This window comes from Rhizobium sp. 9140 (assembly GCF_900067135.1).
Classification (GTDB): domain Bacteria; phylum Pseudomonadota; class Alphaproteobacteria; order Rhizobiales; family Rhizobiaceae; genus Ferranicluibacter.
In genome coordinates this window covers 2278325-2298954 of sequence record NZ_FJUR01000001.1, presented here as the reverse complement: position 1 = coordinate 2298954, position 20630 = coordinate 2278325, and the positions used below count along the sequence as shown (strand labels likewise).

13 protein-coding genes and 1 pseudogene are annotated in these 20630 nt (G+C 62.1%); 2 read left to right on the top strand and 12 right to left on the bottom strand.

Features of this window, described 5'->3' with window-relative positions; all coding sequences use genetic code 11:
* Positions 1-11 precede the first annotated feature (11 nt).
* Together argS and GA0004734_RS10805 are read right to left on the bottom strand one after the other, a co-directional pair.
* A complete protein-coding gene (gene argS / locus GA0004734_RS10810) occupies positions 12-1772 on the bottom strand; it encodes an arginine--tRNA ligase (protein WP_092936187.1) in 1761 nt (586 codons plus the stop codon).
* Positions 1773-1875: 103 nt separating this feature from the next.
* Positions 1876-3093, bottom strand: coding sequence for a deoxyguanosinetriphosphate triphosphohydrolase (locus GA0004734_RS10805; protein ID WP_092933606.1), 1218 nt, complete (start codon positions 3091-3093; stop codon positions 1876-1878).
* 199 nt (positions 3094-3292) lie between these two features.
* On the opposite strand from GA0004734_RS10805, the gene erpA reads away from it, so the two are divergent.
* Positions 3293-3625 (top strand): iron-sulfur cluster insertion protein ErpA, encoded by a 333-nt coding sequence (gene erpA, locus GA0004734_RS10800; protein WP_092933604.1) that lies wholly within the window; start codon positions 3293-3295, stop codon positions 3623-3625.
* A gap of 72 nt (positions 3626-3697) precedes the next feature.
* Here the strand turns inward: erpA and GA0004734_RS10795 are convergent, their stop codons facing one another.
* The gene (locus GA0004734_RS10795; protein WP_092933603.1) at positions 3698-5161 is read right to left on the bottom strand and encodes a phospholipase D-like domain-containing protein; all 1464 of its coding nucleotides are present in this window, start codon (positions 5159-5161) and stop codon (positions 3698-3700) included.
* 232 nt (positions 5162-5393) lie between these two features.
* Between GA0004734_RS10795 and xth the strand changes: the two genes are divergently transcribed.
* Positions 5394-6200, top strand: coding sequence for an exodeoxyribonuclease III (gene xth, locus GA0004734_RS10790; RefSeq protein ID WP_092933602.1), 807 nt, complete (start codon positions 5394-5396; stop codon positions 6198-6200).
* A 92-nt stretch (positions 6201-6292) separates the two neighbouring features.
* Here the strand turns inward: xth and exoR are convergent, their stop codons facing one another.
* The 9 genes and pseudogenes from exoR to GA0004734_RS10745 form a co-directional block, all read right to left on the bottom strand.
* A complete protein-coding gene (gene exoR, locus GA0004734_RS10785; RefSeq protein WP_092936185.1) occupies positions 6293-7090 on the bottom strand; it encodes an exopolysaccharide production regulator ExoR in 798 nt (265 codons plus the stop codon).
* 775 nt (positions 7091-7865) lie between these two features.
* Positions 7866-9122, bottom strand: a complete 1257-nt coding sequence (locus GA0004734_RS10780; RefSeq protein ID WP_092933600.1) for an OmpP1/FadL family transporter — start codon at positions 9120-9122, stop codon at positions 7866-7868.
* A gap of 450 nt (positions 9123-9572) precedes the next feature.
* Positions 9573-12410, bottom strand: a complete 2838-nt coding sequence (locus GA0004734_RS10775) for a valine--tRNA ligase (protein ID WP_092933598.1) — start codon at positions 12408-12410, stop codon at positions 9573-9575.
* Positions 12411-12646: 236 nt separating this feature from the next.
* Positions 12647-13612 carry a PopZ family protein gene (locus tag GA0004734_RS10770; RefSeq protein WP_092933596.1) on the bottom strand — a complete coding sequence of 322 codons (966 nt, stop codon included), beginning with the start codon at positions 13610-13612 and terminating at the stop codon, positions 12647-12649.
* A gap of 166 nt (positions 13613-13778) precedes the next feature.
* Positions 13779-15080: pseudogene (locus GA0004734_RS10765) on the bottom strand (TolC family outer membrane protein); the annotation flags it as partial.
* A 435-nt stretch (positions 15081-15515) separates the two neighbouring features.
* Positions 15516-16175: a protein-L-isoaspartate O-methyltransferase family protein gene (locus tag GA0004734_RS10760; RefSeq protein WP_092933592.1), complete on the bottom strand. Its 660-nt coding sequence runs from the start codon at positions 16173-16175 to the stop codon at positions 15516-15518.
* 176 nt (positions 16176-16351) lie between these two features.
* On the bottom strand, positions 16352-16786 hold the full coding sequence (exbD, locus tag GA0004734_RS10755; RefSeq protein WP_092933590.1) for a TonB system transport protein ExbD: 435 nt from the start codon (positions 16784-16786) through the stop codon (positions 16352-16354).
* 3 nt (positions 16787-16789) lie between these two features.
* Positions 16790-17752: a tonB-system energizer ExbB gene (gene exbB / locus GA0004734_RS10750; RefSeq protein ID WP_245292505.1), complete on the bottom strand. Its 963-nt coding sequence runs from the start codon at positions 17750-17752 to the stop codon at positions 16790-16792.
* 216 nt (positions 17753-17968) lie between these two features.
* Entirely contained in the window at positions 17969-20434 is a 2466-nt protein-coding gene (locus GA0004734_RS10745; protein ID WP_092936181.1) for a ComEC/Rec2 family competence protein, read from the bottom strand.
* Positions 20435-20630: the final 196 nt, after the last annotated feature.

The following is a 20630-nucleotide window of genomic DNA, read 5'->3' as shown; positions in this document are numbered from 1 at the left end:
ATGGTGACATGCTACCGCATCTCGTTCGGGGCGTCCGTCCCTGTAATACCAAGGCCGGACCTCAAAACGGAGGCAACCGCATGCACCAGTCCTAGTCTGGCAAGGCTCAATTCTCTACTTTTATCGTTAATAAAGCGTAAGCCCGGAAAATCTTTGCCCTTGTTCCAATGCCCGTGGAACGCGCTGGCCAGATCATAGAGGTAAAATGCGATGCGATGCGGCTCTTGAGCCAGCGCTGCCGACTCGATTACCCTAGGGTATTCTGCCAGCTTCGCGACCAGCTGCAACTCGTTGGGATCCGCGATATGCGTTCCCAAAGCATGTGTGTAGTCGATGGCATCGAGATCGAGATCCGGAAACGCTTCCGCAGCCTGCCGGAAGATCGAGCGGCAGCGCGCGTGGGCATATTGAACGTAGAAGACCGGGTTGTCCTTCGACTGTTCGGTGACCTTGGCGAAATCGAAATCGAGCGGCTCGGAATTTTTCCGGTAGATCATCATGAAGCGCACAGAATCCCGGCCGACCTCGTCCACGACATCGCGCAGCGTGACGAAATCGCCGGATCGCTTCGACATCTTCACCGGCTCGCCGTTACGGTACAGCTTGACGAGCTGGCAGAGGAGCACGGTGAGTTTGACCGAGCCGCCGGAGACCGCACGCGCCAGCGCTTCCAGCCGCTTGACGTAGCCGCCGTGGTCCGCGCCCAGCACGTAGATCATCTCGTCGAAAGAGCGGTCGAACTTGTCCTTGAAGTAGGCGACGTCGGCTGCAAAGTAGGTGTAGGAGCCGTCGGACTTGATGAGCGGGCGATCGATATCGTCGCCGACATCCGTCGAGCGGAAGAGGGTCTGCTCGCGATCCTCCCAGTCTTCCGGCACCTGCCCCTTCGGCGGCGGCAGGCTTCCTTTGTAGACGTGACCCTTGAACGTCAGATCGTTGATGGCGGAGCGGATGCGCTGGGCGCCGTCGGCATGCAGCGTACGCTCCGAGAAGAAGACGTCGTGATGGACGTTGAGTGCGGCCAGATCCTCACGGATCATCGCCATCATCGCCGCGATGGTGCGCTCCTTGACGAGCGGCATCCAGGCGTCTTCGGGCATGCCGAGCAGGCTCGAACCGAACTCGTCCGCGAGCGCCTGCCCGACCGGCACGAGATAATCGCCGGGATAGAGACCTGCCGGGATCTCCCCGATCGTTTCGCCCAGCGATTCGCGATACCGCAGCATGGCGGACTTGGCGAGGACGTCGATCTGCGAACCCGCGTCGTTGATGTAATATTCCTTGGTTACGTCCCAGCCGGCAAAGCCGAGCAGGTTGGCCAGCGTGTCGCCCACCACGGCGCCCCGGCAGTGGCCGACATGCATGGGACCGGTCGGATTGGCCGAGACGTACTCGACATTGATCCTGCGTCCGGCGCCGACCTGGCTCCGGCCATAGGTGTCGCCGGCGGTGACGATCGCCGCCAGAAGCTTCTGCCAGTAGCCGACCGACAAGCGGATGTTGATGAAGCCCGGGCCAGCGACGGAGACCTCGGCGATATCGGCATCTTCCCGGAGCGCTGCGGCAATGGTTTCGGCAAGCGCGCGCGGATTGGTACCCAGCGGCTTTGCCAGCACCATGGCGGCATTGGTCGCGACGTCACCATGGCTCGGGTCGCGCGGAGTCTCGACAGCAACACGCTGGAAATCGACCTCTGAGCGCTTTTCCTTCACCGCATCAACGGCTTCAAGGACGTTCTTCACTCTGGTTTCGAGGTCGGTGTAAATGTTCATGGTATCCATCGTCCGGGAGGGTGCGCCTCATCAGGCCGCGTTCCGCATCAAGGTGGCCCGGCTCTGACAGACTACGATCTGCAACCGGGGGGTGGCTGGCGCTCTAGCGCAAATCCGGGGTGTGGTCAAACAAACGCCGATGCGTGGAAATCGCGTATGTATCGGTCATTCCGGCGATGTAATCGGCGACGTGACGGGCCTTTGCCGGCTCCGCGAGCCCGGCGATTTGATCGATCCAGTAGTGCGTCTGCATCTCGCGCGGCTCGGCCATGAACGCATGGTAAAGATCGACGACGATCCTCGCGGCGTTCTCGCGCACCCGCATGACGTCGGCGTGCCGATAGATGCGGGTCATCAGCATGCGCTTGATCTGCCGGTCGGTCTCCGCCATCTCGGGAGAAAAGGTGGCAATGACGCGTCCGGCCATGCGGATATCGGTGGCACTTTCCGGGCGGATGTCGCGCAGGTTGCCTTGCGCGATCCCGATGACATCTTCGACCATCGCGGTGATCTGCCGGCGCATGATCTCGTGGGTGAAGCGGGCCGCCTCCAGACCCGGATATTTCGCCCGGACTTCCTGCATGAGGCTGGCGAGAAACGGGATCTCTTCCAGCATGTCGAAGGTCAGGTAACCCGAGCGCAGGCCATCATCGATGTCATGCGTGTTGTAGGCGATATCGTCGGCGATGGCCGCCACCTGTGCCTCAAGGCTGGCGAACGTGCCAAGCTCCAGATCGTGCAAAGCGCAATAATCGAGGATCGGCTGCGGCACGACGGGATGGCGCGGGTCGGCCGCCGGCCCCGTTAGAGGTCCGTTGTGCTTGACCAGCCCCTCCAGGCTCTCCCATGTGAGATTCAGCCCGTCGAACTCGGCGTAGCGCCGCTCCAGCTTGGTGACGATGCGAAGCGACTGGGCGTTGTGATCGAACCCACCATGCGTCGAGAGCACCTCCTGAAGGGCATCCTCGCCCGTGTGACCGAAAGGGGTATGGCCGAAATCGTGGACGAGCGCGACACCCTCCGCCAGATCCTCGTCAAGGCGCATCGCGCGTGCGAGCGCCCGCGCGATCTGCGCGACCTCGATCGTGTGGGTCAGCCGGGTGCGATAGTGATCGCCATCTGCAGCGATGAAAACCTGTGTTTTATGCTTCAGCCGGCGGAAGGCCGTGGTATGGACGATGCGATCGCGGTCACGCTGGAAATCGGAGCGGGTCGTGCTGGTGCCCTCGGGGTAGAGGCGCCCCCTGTTCGTCCAGGGATCGGACGCGAAAATCGCCCGCTGTCCGGTGCCGAAACCCAGTGCATCCTTGTCCAAAGCCATTTGCATGCAGCATCCCATTGACGCGGTTTTAAAGCCTTCATACCTATAGTGTCGGCCGCATGAAAGCATGGACTGTTACTCTACGTCATGATCCGTTCAAGATCATGACGTTGGCGGCCGCAGCGCAGACCATGGATACAGATTTCGCCGTAAGCAGTGACAAACTCTCCGGATCTTGACCCCGGCAGGAGACACCAGAATGACCGAGACCACCGTTACTCTCTCCGATTCCGCCGCAAAGCGCATCGGCACGATTCTCAAAGGCGATAGGCATAAGCACGCGATGCGTGTTTCCGTCGAGGGCGGCGGCTGCTCCGGATTCTCCTACAAGTTCGATCTTGTCGATGATGGCTCGGACGACGATCTCGTTCTGGAAAAGGGCGAGGCGAAAGTGCTGATCGATAGCCTATCGCTCGTCTATATGGAGGGGTCCGAGATCGACTTCGTCGACAACCTGCTCGGCCAGTCCTTCCAGATTCGCAATCCGAACGCGGTTGCGAGTTGCGGCTGCGGGACCAGCTTCTCTATCTGACGTTTGGAATCGTCGGATTCGAATCGAATGTTTCAGATCCGAAAACATCTATAACGTACTGTAAGATCTCCCTTACAAGTATGGCGACCCCAGCCAGAAGACGCGGTCGAGAAGTCGTGTCACGAATGGCCGGGCGCGAAGCGCGGCCAGAGTCACATCCGCCGATGCGCCGCGCACGACTTCGAAACGGCGCTCGAGATCGGCAGCGAACGTCGTATCGAGCACTTCGAGGTCGATCTCGAAATTGAGCCGCAGCGATCTTGGATCGATGTTCGAGGAGCCGATATAGGACCAGCGACCGTCGATGGTCAGCAGCTTGGAATGGTTGAAGGTGCCCTGCGCCCGCCAGACCCGGCATCCGCCTTTCAGAACCTGATCGAACTGCGCGGTCATCGCCCGATCGACGAGCGTCAGGTTGTTGACGGCGGGCACGATGATGTCGACCTCGACGCCACGCAGTGCCGCCGTCACCAAGGCACTCACCAGTTCCCGATCCGGCAGGAAGTAGGGCGACATGATCCGGATACTTTTGCGGGCGACCGAGATCGCCCCCATCAGCATCTTGTGATTGGCCTCGTTGGCGCGGTCCGGCCCCGTGGGTATGGCGCGCAGGATCATCGGCGACTTGCGCTCGCTGTCCGGCGGCGGATCGACTCCCCAGATGTCGCCTTCCAGCACCTCGCCAACGGCGAACTGCCAGTCCTCGCAGGCGACATGCAGCAGATCGGCGACCACGGGACCCCGCACCTCGAAATGCGTGTCATGCGCCTCTTCTCCCGCGGCGAATTCCGATGTGAAGCCGGCGCGGATGTTCATACCGCCGGTGTAGGCGACACTGCCATCGACCACGAGGATCTTCCGGTGTGTGCGGAGGTTCGCATAGGGCAGACGCAACCCCATGACGATATTGCCGTTGAAGGTTCGGGTGGTCACGCCGCCCTTGCGCAGATGGCCGACAATGCTCGGCACGGAGTAGCGCGCACCGACCGCGTCGATCAGCACCCGTACCTCAACGCCACGCTCGCCGGCCGCAATGAGCGCATCGGCAAAGCGCAGGCCGATCGGGTCCCGGTCGAAAATGTAGGTCTCCAGCAGGATGGAGCGCGTGGCGCCGGCGATCGCCTCCAGCATGCGGGCGTAGGCGATATCGCCCCCTTCCAGCATGGCGATCCTGTTCCCGGCCGACATATGGTGACGGCTGACCTTGTCGCCGAGAACCTTCATCGAGCAGAAGCGCTGGCCGAAGCGTTCGGCAACGAGCGCATCGTTGACATCGAAACGCCGCAACACGTCGGCCGTCCGATCCTTGACGAGCGAGCGCTGCAGGCCGATGGAGCTGCGCCGGATGCGGTTGATACCGGCGACGGCATAGATGATGGCGCCGAGGACCGGAGAGAGAACGATGACGCCGACCCAGCCGAGCGCCGCCCGCACCTCATCCTTGGTCATGGTGGCATGGATGGCAGCGGGAACGCCGATGACCACCGAGAGAACGGCAAGAATGTGCGGCCAGTAGGTGGCAAGCGTCTGGATCATGCTCCCCGGTCTATCCCTTCTCATCGGCAGTGCGTGCCGTGTCGGTGACGTCATCTGCTGACTTAGCGCATCGGAACGTAAACGTGTATCTCAGGCCGGAGATTATTGGCGTTCTCCTATCTGCTCACTCTCTCGGGCATCGGATACCGGGAACAGCGATTTTCCGCCGACGCGTTTGTCAAAGCGTGCGGTGCGCTTTAAGACGAGACGGCAGCCACGGGAGACAGAGACCATGAAGATCGCGACCTGGAACATCAATGGCGTCAGGGCTCGCATCGACGCTCTCCTTGCCTGGCTGCAGGAATCGCGACCCGACATCGCTTGCCTGCAGGAGATCAAGACGGTCGATGAGGGCTTTCCCCGGGCCGAGATCGAGGCGCTCGGCTATCATGTCTTCACCCACGGCCAGAAGGGCTTCAACGGCGTCGCGCTGCTGACGCGCATCAAGCCGGACGAAATCAACAACGGCCTTGCCGGCGATGACGAGGATGTGCAGTCGCGCTTCATCGAAGGTGTCTTTTCCGTCGAAGGCGGGGTTATCCGGGTCTGCTCGCTCTATCTGCCGAACGGCAACCCGCCGGAAACGGAGAAATACACCTACAAGCTCGGCTGGATGGCGCGATTGCAGGCCTTCGCCGCATCACGGTTGGCGCTGGAAGAGCCGCTGATCCTTGCCGGCGACTACAATGTGATCGCGGAGCCGCATGACTGCTGGGACCCGCGCGTCTGGGAGAACGACGCCCTCTTCCTGCCGCGCACGCGGGCCGCCTTTCGCCGACTGGAACAGTTGGGCCTCACCGACGCCGTGCGTGCCACGACCGATGCGGCCTCACACTATTCCTTCTGGGATTATCAGGCAGGCGCCTGGCCCAAGAACCACGGCATTCGCATCGACCATCTGATGCTGTCGCCGGAGGCGACCGACAAGCTCATCTCCACCGATATCGAGAAGCATGTCCGCGCTTGGGAAAAGCCGTCCGACCACGTGCCGGTTATAGCACATTTCGACTTCACACCGATCGACGTCGTTGCTGCCTGACGACGTCTTGCGTCGAACGGTTATGATCGGAGGTGACGCCGTATCGGCGCTCAACAGCATTCTTCAGAATCCGTTGAGCGGCGACGGAGTGCTCAGTCCGCTTCGCCCGGGCGGATCGCGTGGGACATGTTGATTGCGACGCGGCGATCGGACTCGGTGGCGAGCGAGAAGGCCTGCTCCTGCATCGGCTGCAGCCACTGACGGTCCTTCGGCGAGCACTGGTCGAGCGCTGCCGTCATGTAAGCGAGGCCGCGAACGGTTTGGCCTTCCTGGAAAATGACGTTGCCGAAGACGCCCATAGCGCCGGCATGGCCCTTCTTGCGGGCGCGGTTCAGCCATTTCTTTGCCTGCTGGACATTGACGCTGCCGCCATCGCCGGACAGCAGCATCTTGGCCAGCTGGAACTGGGCTTCCGCGACACCGAAGGTCGAGGCGGCCTGGAAGTAGAGCTGACGCGCCTGGCTGAGGTTGGCGGAAACGGGTGTATCGGGAATGCCGCGGCGGTAATAGCCGGCGAGAGAGATCAGCGCGTTGACGAAATAGCCCGTATCCTGCGAACCCGGCTCAACGCCATTCTCGGCGATCTCGCTGTAGATCTTGAAGGCTTCGAGATCGTTTTCGGTGACGCCGTCACCATCGGCATACATGTTGGCCAGAGCCCAGCGGGACGCCGTATGGCCCTTTTCGGCGGCGTAGCGATAAGCCTCGACGGCCTCATCCTTGCGACCGTTCTTGTAGGCGGAGAAGCCGAATTTGAAGAGTGCGAACGGGCCGGATTCCTTCGTGACGCCGGCGTTGGGGTCAAAGGCGCGAACCGCACCGCAAGACGCCCCAAGCGCTGCCGCCAAACTCAATACCACAAACGTCAACGACCTGCATTCGCGTAGCATATTCGTCAAAATCTTCCGTTCAACCCGGCTCGCCTCATGTTCGATCCGGCGCTTCCCCACTCGGTCCATGCCTGCCGAAATGCCGCAGCGACCCCTCGCCCGCATTCCCCTGTCGCAACCGCTTCCGGCTGCCGTCTCCTTGAGTGCCCAAGCCAGGCTAGCGCCGATTTTCGGCGACACTGCGGCCCTGTCTCGATCCTCTGTAGATCCAGGGTTTCCCATACTGGTTCCACCCGTCGATGTTCTCGAAGATCGCCATGTAACATCATGAAACATCACTACTTCGTTTCACCTGCCGAAAATTGTTCCCCGTGGCGCACTCTAGGTTCGCTCGGGGTTCAACTTCCTGCGGCAGGAGATCGATGCTCTCTGTTTGTGGCGGGAAATAGACTGAAACAAGGGCCTGCCGGGGCTGCCAAACCATTCAAACCGCGTGTTGCGGAATCGTCACAAAATGCGTGTGTCCGGAGGCGATTTCCCGTCGCGCTCTTCGCTTTCCGGTTCTGCTGCACCCTTCAGGTGGCGCCCGAGAAAAATATCCGCGAGACGGCGGTTGAACGCCGATCGATATCGTGAGCATCGAGCCCTGACGGTCGGCACGGCACGCGGTCGGCGGCGCTGCGTCATCGTTCCCACAGCGCATCGCAGAGGCCGGCTCGCCGACATACCACCGCCCTACCCGAATAGAGTTCGCCTCACGCACCTGCGTCTCCAAACGCCAAAGCGCCCGGCTTCGAACCGGGCGCCTTCATTTCTTGCATCTGGTCACGATGGATCAGAAGCGAACCTTCAGCGACGTCGAGACGGCGGTGACGACGTCGTTGCCGTAATCGTAGCTGACATTGCTGCCGTAGGGTACGCCGTTGATCGTAGTCGAGCGGGACGAACCGCTGGTCAGGATGCCGACGGCACCTGCCAGACGGAACTCGACGTTTTCGACCGGCTTGTAGGCAACGCCTGTGCCGAGCGTCCAGGTGTCGCTCTGCGCGTTGATGACCGTGCTTGTACCACGATCCCAGGTCAGGCTGACAGCGCCGCTCCACTGATCGTTGAACTTATGACCGACACCCGCCGTGACGGTCAGGCCGTCGCGGTAGAGCAGGTCGAGGCTGGTGCAGGGGGTCAGCGGGCTTGCCGTCGCCGGGCAGAAGGCGACTGACTGCAACACGCTCCAGTCCGTCCACTTGATCGAGCCGAAGGCCAGCCAGTCGGGTGCGATGCCGCTCTGGATCTTGTACTCCAGCGACTGCGGTACAGATGCCTCGCCGGTGACGGCGTACTTGCCGAACTGAATCGGACTGGCCGGTCCAAGCGGACCGGGTACGCGCACTTCGCTGAGGTCGATCGTGCCTTCGATATCGTCGAACTTGACTTCGCTGTTGTAAACGAGGCTCGTCAGGAAGGCATATTCCGGAACTTCATAGGCCAGGCCAACGCGACCGCCCCAACCGTTGTCCTCAAGATCCAGGCGGCCGATGCCGTTGCCGGTACCGTAGAAGTTCGGTGCGACCAAACGCTCCTTGAAGCCGTTGACCTCCTGGTAGAAGCCGCCACCGATGACCCGGATCTTACCCGGACCCATGGCCCACTTATAGGAACAGGTTACCGCATAGTTATCGGTTTCGATCTTGGTTTTGGTGTTGTCGTTGGCACCGATCCAGTTGCGGCCCGGATTGGTGTAGGCACCAAACGGCTGCGAATAGTCGGCCATGCAGTCGATGCCGCTATCGCCGAGCGCTGCCTTGATGCCGACACGCGGTACCCAGTAGCTTTCCGTGTCACGCGTCGATGTCGAACCGCCGCCGCGACCGTCAGCGCCAAGGCCGTTCGCGGGATTGGTGTCGCGGCCGTTCTCCAGGTCGCGCTGCGGATTCACGTATGTCGTCGTGGCTTCGAGAGCATAGGCAGAAGGATCGAACAGAAGATCGATGTTGTAGCCGCCGCGCTCCAGACCACCTGCGTGAGCCGACGTCGCTGTCATCGCGGCGAGAACTGCCATGGCGACGACAGACCGTGTATGTTTGAAATTCATGTAACCTCCCACTCAACGTGACGACACGCCCTCGGATGCCGCCTTATTGAACATGAGAATATGTGAATACAAACCGAATGCAATTCCCATAAATTGATGGTCACATCTGGTTGCGTGCAAAAATTGACGTAAGAATTTCGTCTGCACGTCGAATATTCGGTGATTTGGAAATTTTTTTCTAGTGAAGTAAGGTTTTCCGATGGAGCGGGTATGAATTTGCTCCTCTTCCTGCACTGTCACCCACATGCCACAACCTGCCCTTTTTCAGACATGTTTCGCTCCTGCCTGCGTATCGGACGGAACTTTCCTCGTGTGACACCATCTCTTCGCGACGTCTTCGCATCGCTGAGTCGCTGGATCCAAGAGCTCGAACGTGAAAAGGGGCCTCGACGACGTCGCGGCCCCTTCGATGCTCATGTAAGGCTAGATGCGATAGCCCGGTTGCAAGCCTCAACTCGCATCCGCAATGCGTCCGAGGGCGACATCGAGCGCGGCCTTTTGGCCGTCGAGTTCGACCAGTCGTTCGCGCTCGGCCTCGACGACCTCCGGCTTGGCATTGGCCACGAACTTCTCGTTCGACAGCTTGCCGAGGATACGCTGGCGTTCGATTTCGACCTTGTCGATCGCCTTGCCAAGGCGTGCCTTTTCGGCAACCAGATCGATCAGAGCACCGAGCGGCAGGCAGAATGTTGCCTCGCCGACCACGATCTGCGCGCTGCCCTTGGGCGCCATCGTCGCGACGTCGATCGCATCGACGCGGGCGAGCCGGCGGATGGCGGCGGCGTGACGCTCCAGCCGCTCGCGCGTGGGAATGCCGGCATCGACCACCACCAGCGGCGCAATCGCCGACGGGGGCACGTTCATCTCCGAGCGAACCGAGCGGATGCCTGAAACAAGATCGATCAGCCAGTTGATTTCCGCCGCCGCATGCTCGTTGGCAAAGCCGGCAACGGGCCAGGCCGCGTGGCAAAGCAGGTCGTCCCGCTGGGCGCCCTCGTCTGCCGTCCAGAGCTCCTCTGTCATGAAGGGCATGAACGGATGCAGTAGCTTATAGGCCGCTTCGAGAACATAGGCGACGCAGGCCTGGGACTCGGCCTTGGCAGCTTCGTCCTCGCCGGCAAAGACCGGCTTCAGCAGTTCCAGGTACCAGTCGCAGACCTGGTTCCAGACAAAACGATACAGGCTACCGGCGGCCTCGTTGAAGCGGTAGGTTTCGATGGAGGCAGTAACGTCCCGAACCGTGCGCGACAGCTCGGTCAGGATCCACTGGTTGACCGGGAGGACGCAGGCCTCCGGCAGGAAGGACGGATCGGCCTTCACACCGTTCATCTCGGCAAAGCGCGTCGCATTCCAGAGCTTGGTGCCGAAATTGCGATAGCCGGCGATCCGAGCAGGATCGAGCTTCACGTCGCGCCCCTGCGCCGCCATGATGGCAAGTGTAAAGCGCAGAGCGTCGGCTCCGTATTCGTCGATCAGGTCGAGCGGATCGATGACGTTGCCCTTCGACTTCGACATCTTCTGCCCGTTCTTGTCGCGAACGAGAGCGTGAACATAGACGGTATGGAACGGCTCGACCGGGTTGCCGCTCTCGTCCTTCATGAAGTGAAGGCCCATCATCATCATTCTGGCGACCCAGAAGAAGATGATGTCGAAACCCGTAACCAGAACGTCCGTCTGGTAGTACTTCGCCAGTTCCTTGGTCTGATCGGGCCAGCCAAGCGTGGAGAAGGGCCAGAGCGCGGAGGAAAACCACGTATCGAGAACGTCTTCGTCGCGCGTCAGGATCTCGCCGACGGCAAAGTTCTCAATCCGGTCCTGAACGAAAGCCTTCATCGGGCCTTCATGCGACAGATAATGCTGGATAGCGGCGTGCAGCGCCTCTTCCTCGGATTTCTCGACGAAAACCTGACCGTCCGGTCCGTACCACGCCGGGATCTGGTGTCCCCACCAGAGCTGACGGGAAACGCACCATGGCTGGATGTTTTCCATCCACTCGTAATAGGTCTTCTCCCAGTTCTTCGGAACGAAGTTGGTCCGGCCCTCGCGAACGGAAGCGATGGCGGGCTTTGCAAGCGTCGCCGCATCGACATACCACTGCTCGGTCAGGCGCGGCTCGATCGGCACGCCCCCGCGATCGCCATGGGGAACCATGTGCTTGTGCGGCTCGATCTTGTCGAGCAGGCCGCGTTCCTCGAAGAGAGACACAATGATCTTGCGGGCCGCGAAACGCTCGACGTTCTCGAGGATTTCAACCAGTGCATCGAGTTCGCCGGTCGCCGGCAGGCCTTCAAGGAAGTCCTCGTTGTCCTTCAGCGTCACATGGCCATCGATCGTCAGAATGTTGATCTTCCGCAGATCATGACGGCGCGCGACCTCGAAGTCGTTAAAATCATGAGCCGGCGTCATCTTGACGGCGCCAGTGCCTGCCGTCGGATCGGCGTAATCGTCGGCAACGATCGGAATGCGACGACCAACCAGCGGCAGCACGACATGCTTGCCAACGATCGCACGATAACGCTCGTCTTCGGGATTGACCGCGATGCCGGTGTCGCCAAGCATGGTCTCCGGCCGCGTCGTCGCGACGACCAGATAGTCGCGCGTCTCGAATTCGGTGGGTTCGCCCTCTTCGTTGAAAACAACGGGGTGCTGGTAGGTGACGCCGGGCTCCAGCGGATAGCGCAGATGCCAGAGATTGCCGGCAACCTCGATCTGCTCGACCTCGAGATCGGAAATCGCGGTCAGGAGCTTCGGATCCCAGTTGACCAGCCGGTTATCCTTGTAGATCAGGCCCTGCTTGTAGAGCGTGACGAAGACCTCGAGAACTGCCTTCGAGAGCCCTTCATCCATGGTGAAGCGCTCGCGCGACCAGTCGCAGGAGGCGCCGAGGCGCTTCAGCTGGTTGAAGATCAGACCGCCCGATTCTTCCTTCCAATCCCAGATCCGGTCGATGAAGGCATCGCGGCCCATATCGCGCCGGCCGGGAAGCTGACGTTCCATCAGCTGGCGCTCGACGACCATCTGGGTCGCGATGCCGGCATGGTCCATGCCGGGCTGCCACAGAACATCCTTGCCGCGCATCCGCTCGAAGCGGATCATGATGTCCTGCAGCGTGTTGTTGAGCGCATGACCCATATGCAGAGAACCGGTCACGTTCGGCGGGGGAATGACGACACAGAAGGGCTCGGCGCCGGGCTTGGCGCCCGCACCGGCGCGAAAGGCGTCGGCATCGTCCCAAAGCTTGGCGATACGCGGTTCGACCGCAGCGGAATCATAGGTTTTGTCAAGCATTTCGGAGCCAAACGTGCTGGTTAATGTGGGAGGCTTGTAAACCGGAACCGCGCAAGCGCGCAACATTCCGCCCCGCGAATATGGGGTGCGCTGACCGAGAACGCCATAACTGCGGATGTCGGGAGACGAGCAGAAGACGGATCAGCCGCGCCTGAACACCCTGCGGCTTATGGCCTGGCGTCGGCATGTCGAACGCGCAAGAATGCGCCCCTGCCGGACGCATCGATCGAAAGTGGCTAGCGGCGCGGGCCGCGCGCCACGCGTTCGATTTCTTCGCGCACGAGGCGCTCCACCAGCGTCGGCAGATTGTCATCGAGCCATTCATGAAGCATCGGGCGCAGCATTTCTTCCGCGATCTCGTCGAAGGAACGGCGCGGGCTGCTGTCGATTGCCAGCGCCAGTTCATCGAACGAGCGGGAAACCTGCTCGCTGACCGCATCCGAAAGGATGGCGGTGACGTCTTTTTCCCGCACCTGCGACGATGCATCGGTCGACGCAATCTGCGTTGCGGCTGGCGTTTCCGGCTGTGTCGTCACGTTCGTTCCAGCATTGGCGGTCTCGGGGGCGGTCACCTCGTTTGCCACGACGTGCGGCGTGACGACATCGCGCGCCATGGCGCGAATGGATGCCTCCACCTCGGCCTGATGAGCGAGGTCCTGCTCGCTCTGTGTCTCCTCGACAGCCGGTTCGCGATACGCCGTCACGCGAGTCGGCTCCGGCTGGGAAGCCGCTGCGACGTTTGCCTGAGGCAGAGGTTGCTGCATGTCCTGCCGCGGTGCGGTGGTCTGGGGTGCCCTCGCCTGCTGATCGCGGGGTGCGGCAACGGCTTCGCGCGGCATCGTCTGGCGCTCGGATGCAGCACGCACGCGCGCGGCAACATCTGCCAGCGAGAGCGGCGCAGAGGGCACGGCGCGGGGCGGTTCTTCCATCGCGTAGGACGGGGACGGCACCTGCCGATGACCGGTATCTGCCTCGGATGCATCGAAATCCGGGAAGACGGTGTCGTCGATCGTCAGCCGGATGTCTTCGGCCTGCTCTTCGTCGAGGTAGGCTCGGTCGCTGGCGTAATATCCGTCCGACATCGGACCATGATCATTGGCAGGAAGACCGGGGCCGGTCGCCTCGTTGCTCTCGATGATCTTGCGGATCGAAGCGAGAATTTCGTCCATCGACGGTTCGCGCGCCAGGTTCGATTGTGCCATTGCAGATCCTCGTTTCATTCAACGCGCGCCGCCGCTTTGCGCAGAGCCTGATGACCCTTAAGCGACTTGTCCTTTAGGCGAAATGCCGCGAATCATCCTCCCGCGATGATGCACAGATTTGTTTCTCCCGTCATCCGGTCCTTGCAGGCAAACGAGACTTCGGCGGTCAACGCCCCTCCACAGGGCTCAAGCCGAACCATTTGTTCTTCACTGCCTCGTAGTGCTCTTCCGGGCGGTATTCCGCAACGTTCAGATTCTGACCTCGGACGGTGAGCGCGCCCATGCTGGCGAGCAGAGAATAGCTCGCGACGACGGCGTTGCGCTGTGATGCCGCGAGGCTTTCGCGTGCCACAAGCACCGATTGCTGGGCGTCAAGGACGTCGAGCGTCGTGCGCTGCCCCACCTTGCGCTCCTCGATGACACCGGCCAGCGCCTGGTTCGCAGCCCGAATCTGTTCTTTGTTGGCCGTAATGGAAGCGCGGGCGGCATCCAGCTGGGCGTGGGCGCTGACGACCGTCTTCTCAACGTCGAGCCGGACACTGTCGACGACGATGCGTTGCTGGCCTGCCCGCTCCTTGGCCTGCCGCACCTGGCCGTATTCGGCGCCGCCCTGGTAGATGGGCACCTGAAGGCGCGCCGTAATCGACCCCGAGGTGTTGTCGATACCGCCATTGTTGAAGGAATCGCCGGTATTGCGGCTGACCGAGCCCTGGATCGTCACGCCGGGCAGCATGGTGCCCTCCGCCTGCTTCACCCGGTAGCCGGCTGCATCGACGGCATATTCCGCGGCGATGATCTGCGGGTTATCCCGAAGGCCTGCGGCGACAGCCTGGTCGAGCGTGCGCGGCATGCCGATCTTGGCGGGTGACGCCGCCTTGATATCGCGGGGCGCGCCGCCGACGATCTGGACGTAGACCGCCTGGCTCTGCTTTAACTGCGATACCGCCGTGGCAAGCAGCGCCTTGGCACTTGCGAGTTCCGCCTCGGCCTGGCTGACATCCGTGCGGGTGCCTTCACCCACCGTCAGCCGGGCATTCGCGGCCTTCAGCTGCTCCTTGAGGAAGGCGAGGTTCTGGCGGCGAATGCCGACGACCTGCTGGTCGCGGACGATATTGGCATAGGCTTCCGCAGCCGATAGCAGAATCGAGATCTCGTTGGCTTTCAGGCTTTCCCGATTGGAAAGGACAGTCGATTCGGACGCACGGACGTCGTTCAGGGTCTGGAAACCGTCAAAGATCTGCTGGGTGATCGTTAGTCCGGCGGCCCCCTGATGAAAGTCTCGCGGGCGTCTCTGCAACTCGCTATCAAAGCGCGTCTGCGTGCCGCTCGCCACCGCCGAAACCTGGGGCCGGTAACCGGACTTCGCGATCGTGACGGATTCGTCCACAGCCCGAAGACCGGCGCGCGCCGCGTTCAGGTCCGGATTGTTGGCATAGGCCTTCGCCATGGCGTCCGCGATCGTCTCGGCGGAGGCCGGCGAAGCAAAAGCCAGTCCGAGTATGGCAGCGGTATGCAGCATTTTCATGCGATGCCTCCAGTATGACAGGACCCAGCAATCCGGTACCCGCACATCGACGTCAGAGTTTCCGCGGCATGTGCCATACCGACGGCGGGAACAGCGACGACCGCAGGATGTTTCGATGCCAGCCCTGCAGCCACGTGCGCAAGACGGACACGGCTCTGCGTAACCTTACAGTGGCGTAGCGTTGCTGTCGCGCATCAGGACGCCCTAAAGCCAGACCGGTATTCAAGCTAGACCTAATTGGCCAGCATGGCGCCGGGCTGACCATAGCATGTTCGAACGAACCGCGGCGGCTTGCGGGCGTTCGACCGCTCATGAAAAAGCCGGGCGCTTCTCAGCGGCCCGGCTTGTCGTATCCATCGAAGATCAGCGATCAGGCGATCAGAACACAAATTCCTTGGCGACGCGAAAGCCCGGCAGCGGCTTGACGGCCGTGTTGAAAGCTTTGCGCTCGGATGCCTTGCCACCCTCGCGCATGAAAACCTTGGCGCGCGAAGCATTGCCGAAGCCGACGACGGCGATCAGGCGACCACCGTCCCTCAACTGGGACGTCAGGGCCGCGGGAACTGTTTCGATCGCGCCATTCACGAAGATCACGTCATACGGTGCCTTGCCGGGATAACCGGCTTCAAGGGGACCCGTCACGACATTGACGTTCGTGTAGCCGAGGCTGGACAGGTTGGTTTTCGCCTGGGCGGCCAGATCCGCGTCGCATTCCAGCGCGATCACATCCTTGCCCAGCAGAGACAGGAGGGCCGAGGTATATCCGGTCGTGCAGCCAATCTCGAGAATGGAGTCGGTCACGGTGATCTCGCCGAGCTGCAGCAGCTTCGCCAACGGCGACGGCTCCATGACATAGCGGCCGCCATCGGCCTGGGACACGGCGATATCTGTGTCGATATAGGCGAGTTGCTTGCGGTTTTCCGGAACGAACGCTTCGCGGGGAACCGCCAGGAACGCGGAAAGGACCGTATGAGAGGTGACATCCGTCGTGCGAACCTGGTTGTCGACCATCTTGATACGTGCTGCTTCGAAATCCATCGCGCGTGCCTCTTCGATCCGCTTTGAACGCCGCCCTTGTGGACCACTGTCCGGACGGCCTGCGTCCGCCGCATTGGCGGGCTGCCTTGCAAAGCTCATAAATCGCCGCTTCGTGCGTTTCAAGCGGCGAATGCAGGGATCGGAAAATCGCTCTTCGTCTCGTGCGCTCGAAGACCTCAGGGCGCGGCCGGTGCACCCTCGAGGCCGACCAGTGCGATCTTGCTGTACCCTGCCTGCTGGATTCTGTTCATCAGGTCCATCAATGCGCCGTAATCGACCGTCTTGTCGGCCCGCAGGAGGATGCGTGTCTGTTTGTTACCTTCGGTCATACCGTCGAGATCCGCAGCGAAACGCGTTTCGTCCGTGGCCTCGTTGCCGAGCGCGAGCGTCAGGTCGGACTTCAGCGTGATGAAAACAGGCTTGTCGTCGCTGCGTGGAGTTGGCTTTGCAGCCGATTGCGGGAGATCCACCTTCATATCGACGGTGGCCAGCGGTGCTGCGACCATGAAGATGATCAGAAGCACCAGCATGACATCGATGAAGGGGGTAACGTTGATCTCTGCGTTTTCCTCAAGATCGCCGCCACCACTGTCGCCAAGTCGCGTTGCCATGGTCTACCTCGCCCGTGCAACGGGCGTTTCGCCCTGCTTGATGGTGTCGGCCAGCCGCGGCGCGGTGCGGCGGGCCAGGCGGAAATCGAGGTCGCGGCTGACGAGACGATCGACAGCCGCGGCCGTGTCCGCGAGAATCAGGCGGTAGCCGGCGATGGAGCGGGCGAAGTAATTGTAGATGACCACGGCCGGGATCGCCGCGACGAGACCGATCGCCGTTGCCAGAAGCGCCTCGGCAATGCCGGGCGCCACGATGGCAAGGTTGGTGGTCTGGGCCTGGCTGATACCGATGAAGGAATTCATGATGCCCCAGACGGTGCCGAACAGGCCGACGAAGGGCGAGATGGAACCGACGGTGGCCAAGATGCCCGTGCCGGACGCGATCTTCTTGCCAGCACCGGCTTCGATGCGCTGAAGGCGCGAAGCGACGCGTTCCTTGACGCCTTCACCCGGCACGAGATCGAGGACCGCTTCGGATTTGGTCAGTTCCTGACCGGCCGCCGTCAGCATAGCCACAGCCGGTCCGCTGCGAACTGCACGGCTTTCGGACGCGTCCCGCAGACCTGTGGCATCGGTGAGATGGGCGAGCGCCCGGCGCAAGCGCGCCTTGGCTGCCGAGAGTTCGAAAACTTTGAAGACGAGAATCGACCAGGTGGCGACCGAGGCGAGCGCCAGCGCGATCATCACGCCCTTCACGATATAGTCTGCCGCCAGGAACATGCCGACGGGCGACAGATCATGCGGGAGCGCCGGATCGGCGCCGTCTTCAGCGGTGAACTCCTGAAGCTCCGTCGGGGGTTCGCCGGGCGCGGGCGTGGCCGGTGCCGTTTCGGATGCTGCCGGTGTCGTTGCCTGTGGCGCCGGTGCCGTTGGGGCGGGATCGGTGGGAGCCGGCTGCGCCGAAGGCACCGGCTCCGTGGCGGGTGCCGGAGGGACAGCCGTCTGGGCATAGACCGGCAGGGACATCGCGAGGCCCCCCATCAGGGCGGCGGCGAAAAAGGGGGTGGAAAACTTGCGGTTCGACATGATCCGTCCATCTCAAGCGATCCATCCGTGCCAAGTGGCAGAGGATGATCTCGGGCGCCGGCCGCAGCCGGTTTCGTCACCTCTGTGACGTCGTTCGCGCTCTCATATGACAGAGGCGGTGTGGAAGGCAAGATTTGTAGAGTTTTTTCATCATGATTATTCGCCGACGGCAGACTCAGAGGCTTCGCCGCTGGCTGGCACGTCATCCGGAAACGAATCGAGCCGCCAATCATAGGCGCGGTGGCGCTGCCACGGACGGCTGAGCCCTTCCATCGCCGGGACGATCCGTCTGCCGTCCGGCGCGCCTGAGTCAGCGTAGATTTCGAGCGCGCCCGTTTTCCGGAGCATGCGGGCACCGGCGAGGAATGCTCCGGACCGGCAGGTGGCGAAGGTAAGGCTCGCGGATGTCACGACGAGATCGGCGAGGTCACAGGCCGCACCGACGAGCCTCCGATCCTCGACCGTGACGACGACCCAACCCTGACGCGACGTCGTGGCACACCATTGTTCGGGGACGCAGGAGAAACGGCCCTTTTCGCCTTCGCCGATCAGCCGGCTGAGAGCAGCACGGGCTGCGGAGGGTTCGAAGGCCGGCCGGTTCCGCCTGTCGGTGGTCGGCGATGGCGGCTCGGGCAGAGCGAGATCGGCTCGGGCAGTCGGTGCATCGTGTCTGTCCAGACGGAGCGCCCGCGTCCACTGGCCATAGATGAAGGCAGGTGGCCGGGTTCGATTGCTGGCGCCGGCCGTGCCGTCGATGATCGCGGCAAACCGTCCGTCCTCGGCGATCACAACACCCGGACGTTCGGACGGAGCAGCGATAGCAATACAGAGGCCTAGGATTGCGAGCCCGAGACCTGCGAGCGCGAGTCGCGTTCGCAACAGGCAGAGGACAACACCTCCAATGGCGATCAGCGCAAAGGCCGCGTGCGGCAGGCGACCGGTCATGATCTGGCCACCGAGCGACGAGACGAAGCGGGCGACCGCCAGCATAACCTCCAGCCCGTATCCCATCACGATCAGCGGCAGCGTATCGAGCCCAAGCGGCATCAGCAGCATCGCGATGAGCCCGGCCGGCATCACCACGATACCGATGACCGGCATGGCCAGCATATTGCCGAGCAAGCCGTAGGCGGGCAGCTGGTTGAAGTGTGCCGCGGAGTAGATCATCGTCGAGACGCCACCGATCAGCGAACTGAGAAACAGGCCAGCAAGGAAACCGCGGATGCCGGCGAGCACTTCGTTTCCTTCACGCCGGCCGGAGGGCACCTCGCGCTCCCTCCAGCGGGCATAGCCGGCGACCAGGGCCAAAGTTGCGGCAAAGGACATCTGGAAGCCGGGACCGGAGACGGCTGACGGGTCCACAGCCAGAATCACCAGCGCCGCGATGGCGACATTGCGCAGGCTGATCGACGGGCGATCGAAAAAGACGGCGACAAGCATGATGACAATCATGATCCACGACCGGACCGCGGAAACGGCACCTCCGGAAATCAGGATATAGAAGCACACCATCAGCAAAGCCCCGGCCGCCGCGATTTTTTTGATCGGCATGCGGTGCGCGAGGCCGGGCACAAGGCTGAGACCCGTTCGCAGGCCGACCAGCAGCGTGCCGGCGGCCAGCACCATGTTGAGCCCGGAGATCGCCAGAACATGACCGAGGCCGGAATTTCGCAAGGCCGCAATGCTGTCGCGGCTGATCGCCCGCTCCTCCGCCGTGACCAGCGCCGCCGCGATAGCGCCCGCATCGCCGGGAATCGTCGCGCGGATCCGCATGCCGATCGCTTCGCGCCACACGGCCAGGCCGGCCCAGCCCCTGGCGATCAAGGACGCATTGCCCGTCTCTCGACCGCCAGCATCGGCAAGGATCTGCGGTTTTCCATAGGCATAGCCCACGGCGCCAATCCCCTTAAAAAAGCTGTCGAAGCCAAAATCGTTGAGGCCGGCGAGTGCGGGACCGGAGGGCGGCGAGAGACGCGCCCTGCCCTTGATGACATCGCCGACCTCCGCCGCACCGCCATTGCGAACGACGAGCGTCAGGGTCGTCGGCGACCGCCGCAGCGTCGGCGCCTCGGTGCGCTGAAGGGTGACGATGTAGCGATAGGCATTTCGTCCGGCGATCTCCCGGCTAAGGATTCGCCCGGTCATCGTCGTCGTCACCGGCGAGTCCAGCATGACGGTGGCCGTCCGGGCGGCCTCGAAGGCCGCGGACGTTGCGCCCAGCAGCAGGCCCGTTGCCATGAGCACGACCAGACGCAGCCAGCCGGGCCGCGACAGGAGCGCGCCAGTCGCTATGCAAAAAACACATGCCAGCACTGCAACATTGACGAGACGGGGCGGGTGGCGTGCGGAAAACCAGAGAAGAGCCCCTAATGCGATCAGCAGCGGCAGGAAGAGAAACGGATGCCCGAAAGCCGCTTCCTCTTCCCAGGCAGCGCGGCAACGATCTGGCCAGGTGGAAGGGCGCGGCCGCAGGACGACGATCCGGCGACCTAGCGCCTGCACCGACAGCTGCGGAAATCGCGGGAAAGTCCGGCTGGCCGGGGACAACACCACCAGCAGGTGTTCCTCAGCACCCGGCTCATGAAGAGCGTGATCGGCTGGCCGAGGGCGGATGTCCGTCATCGTTTCGGGCACCTTACGCATTACATGCATGCCCCCTTTCACCACCGTTGGAAGATGTTGCAGAAAACAGGCTGATTTACAATTTCGCGTTACTGCCTAATTCTTCATCATGTCGCCGATCAAGCGCGGAAAGCCGCGACTTTCCTATGCAGCTGCGATTGGAACTGCCGACAATCCATGCAACTATCGCGCCGCA

What these genes read in the sequence shown, in the direction of transcription:
- xth (WP_092933602.1), top strand. Translation starts at nt 5,394, where the DNA reads ATGAAGATCGCGACCTGGAACATCAATGGCGTCAGGGCTCGCATCGAC.
- GA0004734_RS10770 (WP_092933596.1), bottom strand. Translation starts at nt 13,612, where the DNA reads ATGGCACAATCGAACCTGGCGCGCGAACCGTCGATGGACGAAATTCTC.
- argS (WP_092936187.1), bottom strand. Translation starts at nt 1,772, where the DNA reads ATGAACATTTACACCGACCTCGAAACCAGAGTGAAGAACGTCCTTGAA.
- GA0004734_RS10760 (WP_092933592.1), bottom strand. Translation starts at nt 16,175, where the DNA reads ATGGATTTCGAAGCAGCACGTATCAAGATGGTCGACAACCAGGTTCGC.
- GA0004734_RS10805 (WP_092933606.1), bottom strand. Translation starts at nt 3,093, where the DNA reads ATGGCTTTGGACAAGGATGCACTGGGTTTCGGCACCGGACAGCGGGCG.
- erpA (WP_092933604.1), top strand. Translation starts at nt 3,293, where the DNA reads ATGACCGAGACCACCGTTACTCTCTCCGATTCCGCCGCAAAGCGCATC.
- GA0004734_RS10745 (WP_092936181.1), bottom strand. Translation starts at nt 20,434, where the DNA reads ATGACGGACATCCGCCCTCGGCCAGCCGATCACGCTCTTCATGAGCCG.
- GA0004734_RS10780 (WP_092933600.1), bottom strand. Translation starts at nt 9,122, where the DNA reads ATGAATTTCAAACATACACGGTCTGTCGTCGCCATGGCAGTTCTCGCC.
- exoR (WP_092936185.1), bottom strand. Translation starts at nt 7,090, where the DNA reads ATGCTACGCGAATGCAGGTCGTTGACGTTTGTGGTATTGAGTTTGGCG.
- GA0004734_RS10795 (WP_092933603.1), bottom strand. Translation starts at nt 5,161, where the DNA reads ATGATCCAGACGCTTGCCACCTACTGGCCGCACATTCTTGCCGTTCTC.
- exbD (WP_092933590.1), bottom strand. Translation starts at nt 16,786, where the DNA reads ATGGCAACGCGACTTGGCGACAGTGGTGGCGGCGATCTTGAGGAAAAC.
- exbB (WP_245292505.1), bottom strand. Translation starts at nt 17,752, where the DNA reads ATGTCCCTGCCGGTCTATGCCCAGACGGCTGTCCCTCCGGCACCCGCC.
- GA0004734_RS10775 (WP_092933598.1), bottom strand. Translation starts at nt 12,410, where the DNA reads ATGCTTGACAAAACCTATGATTCCGCTGCGGTCGAACCGCGTATCGCC.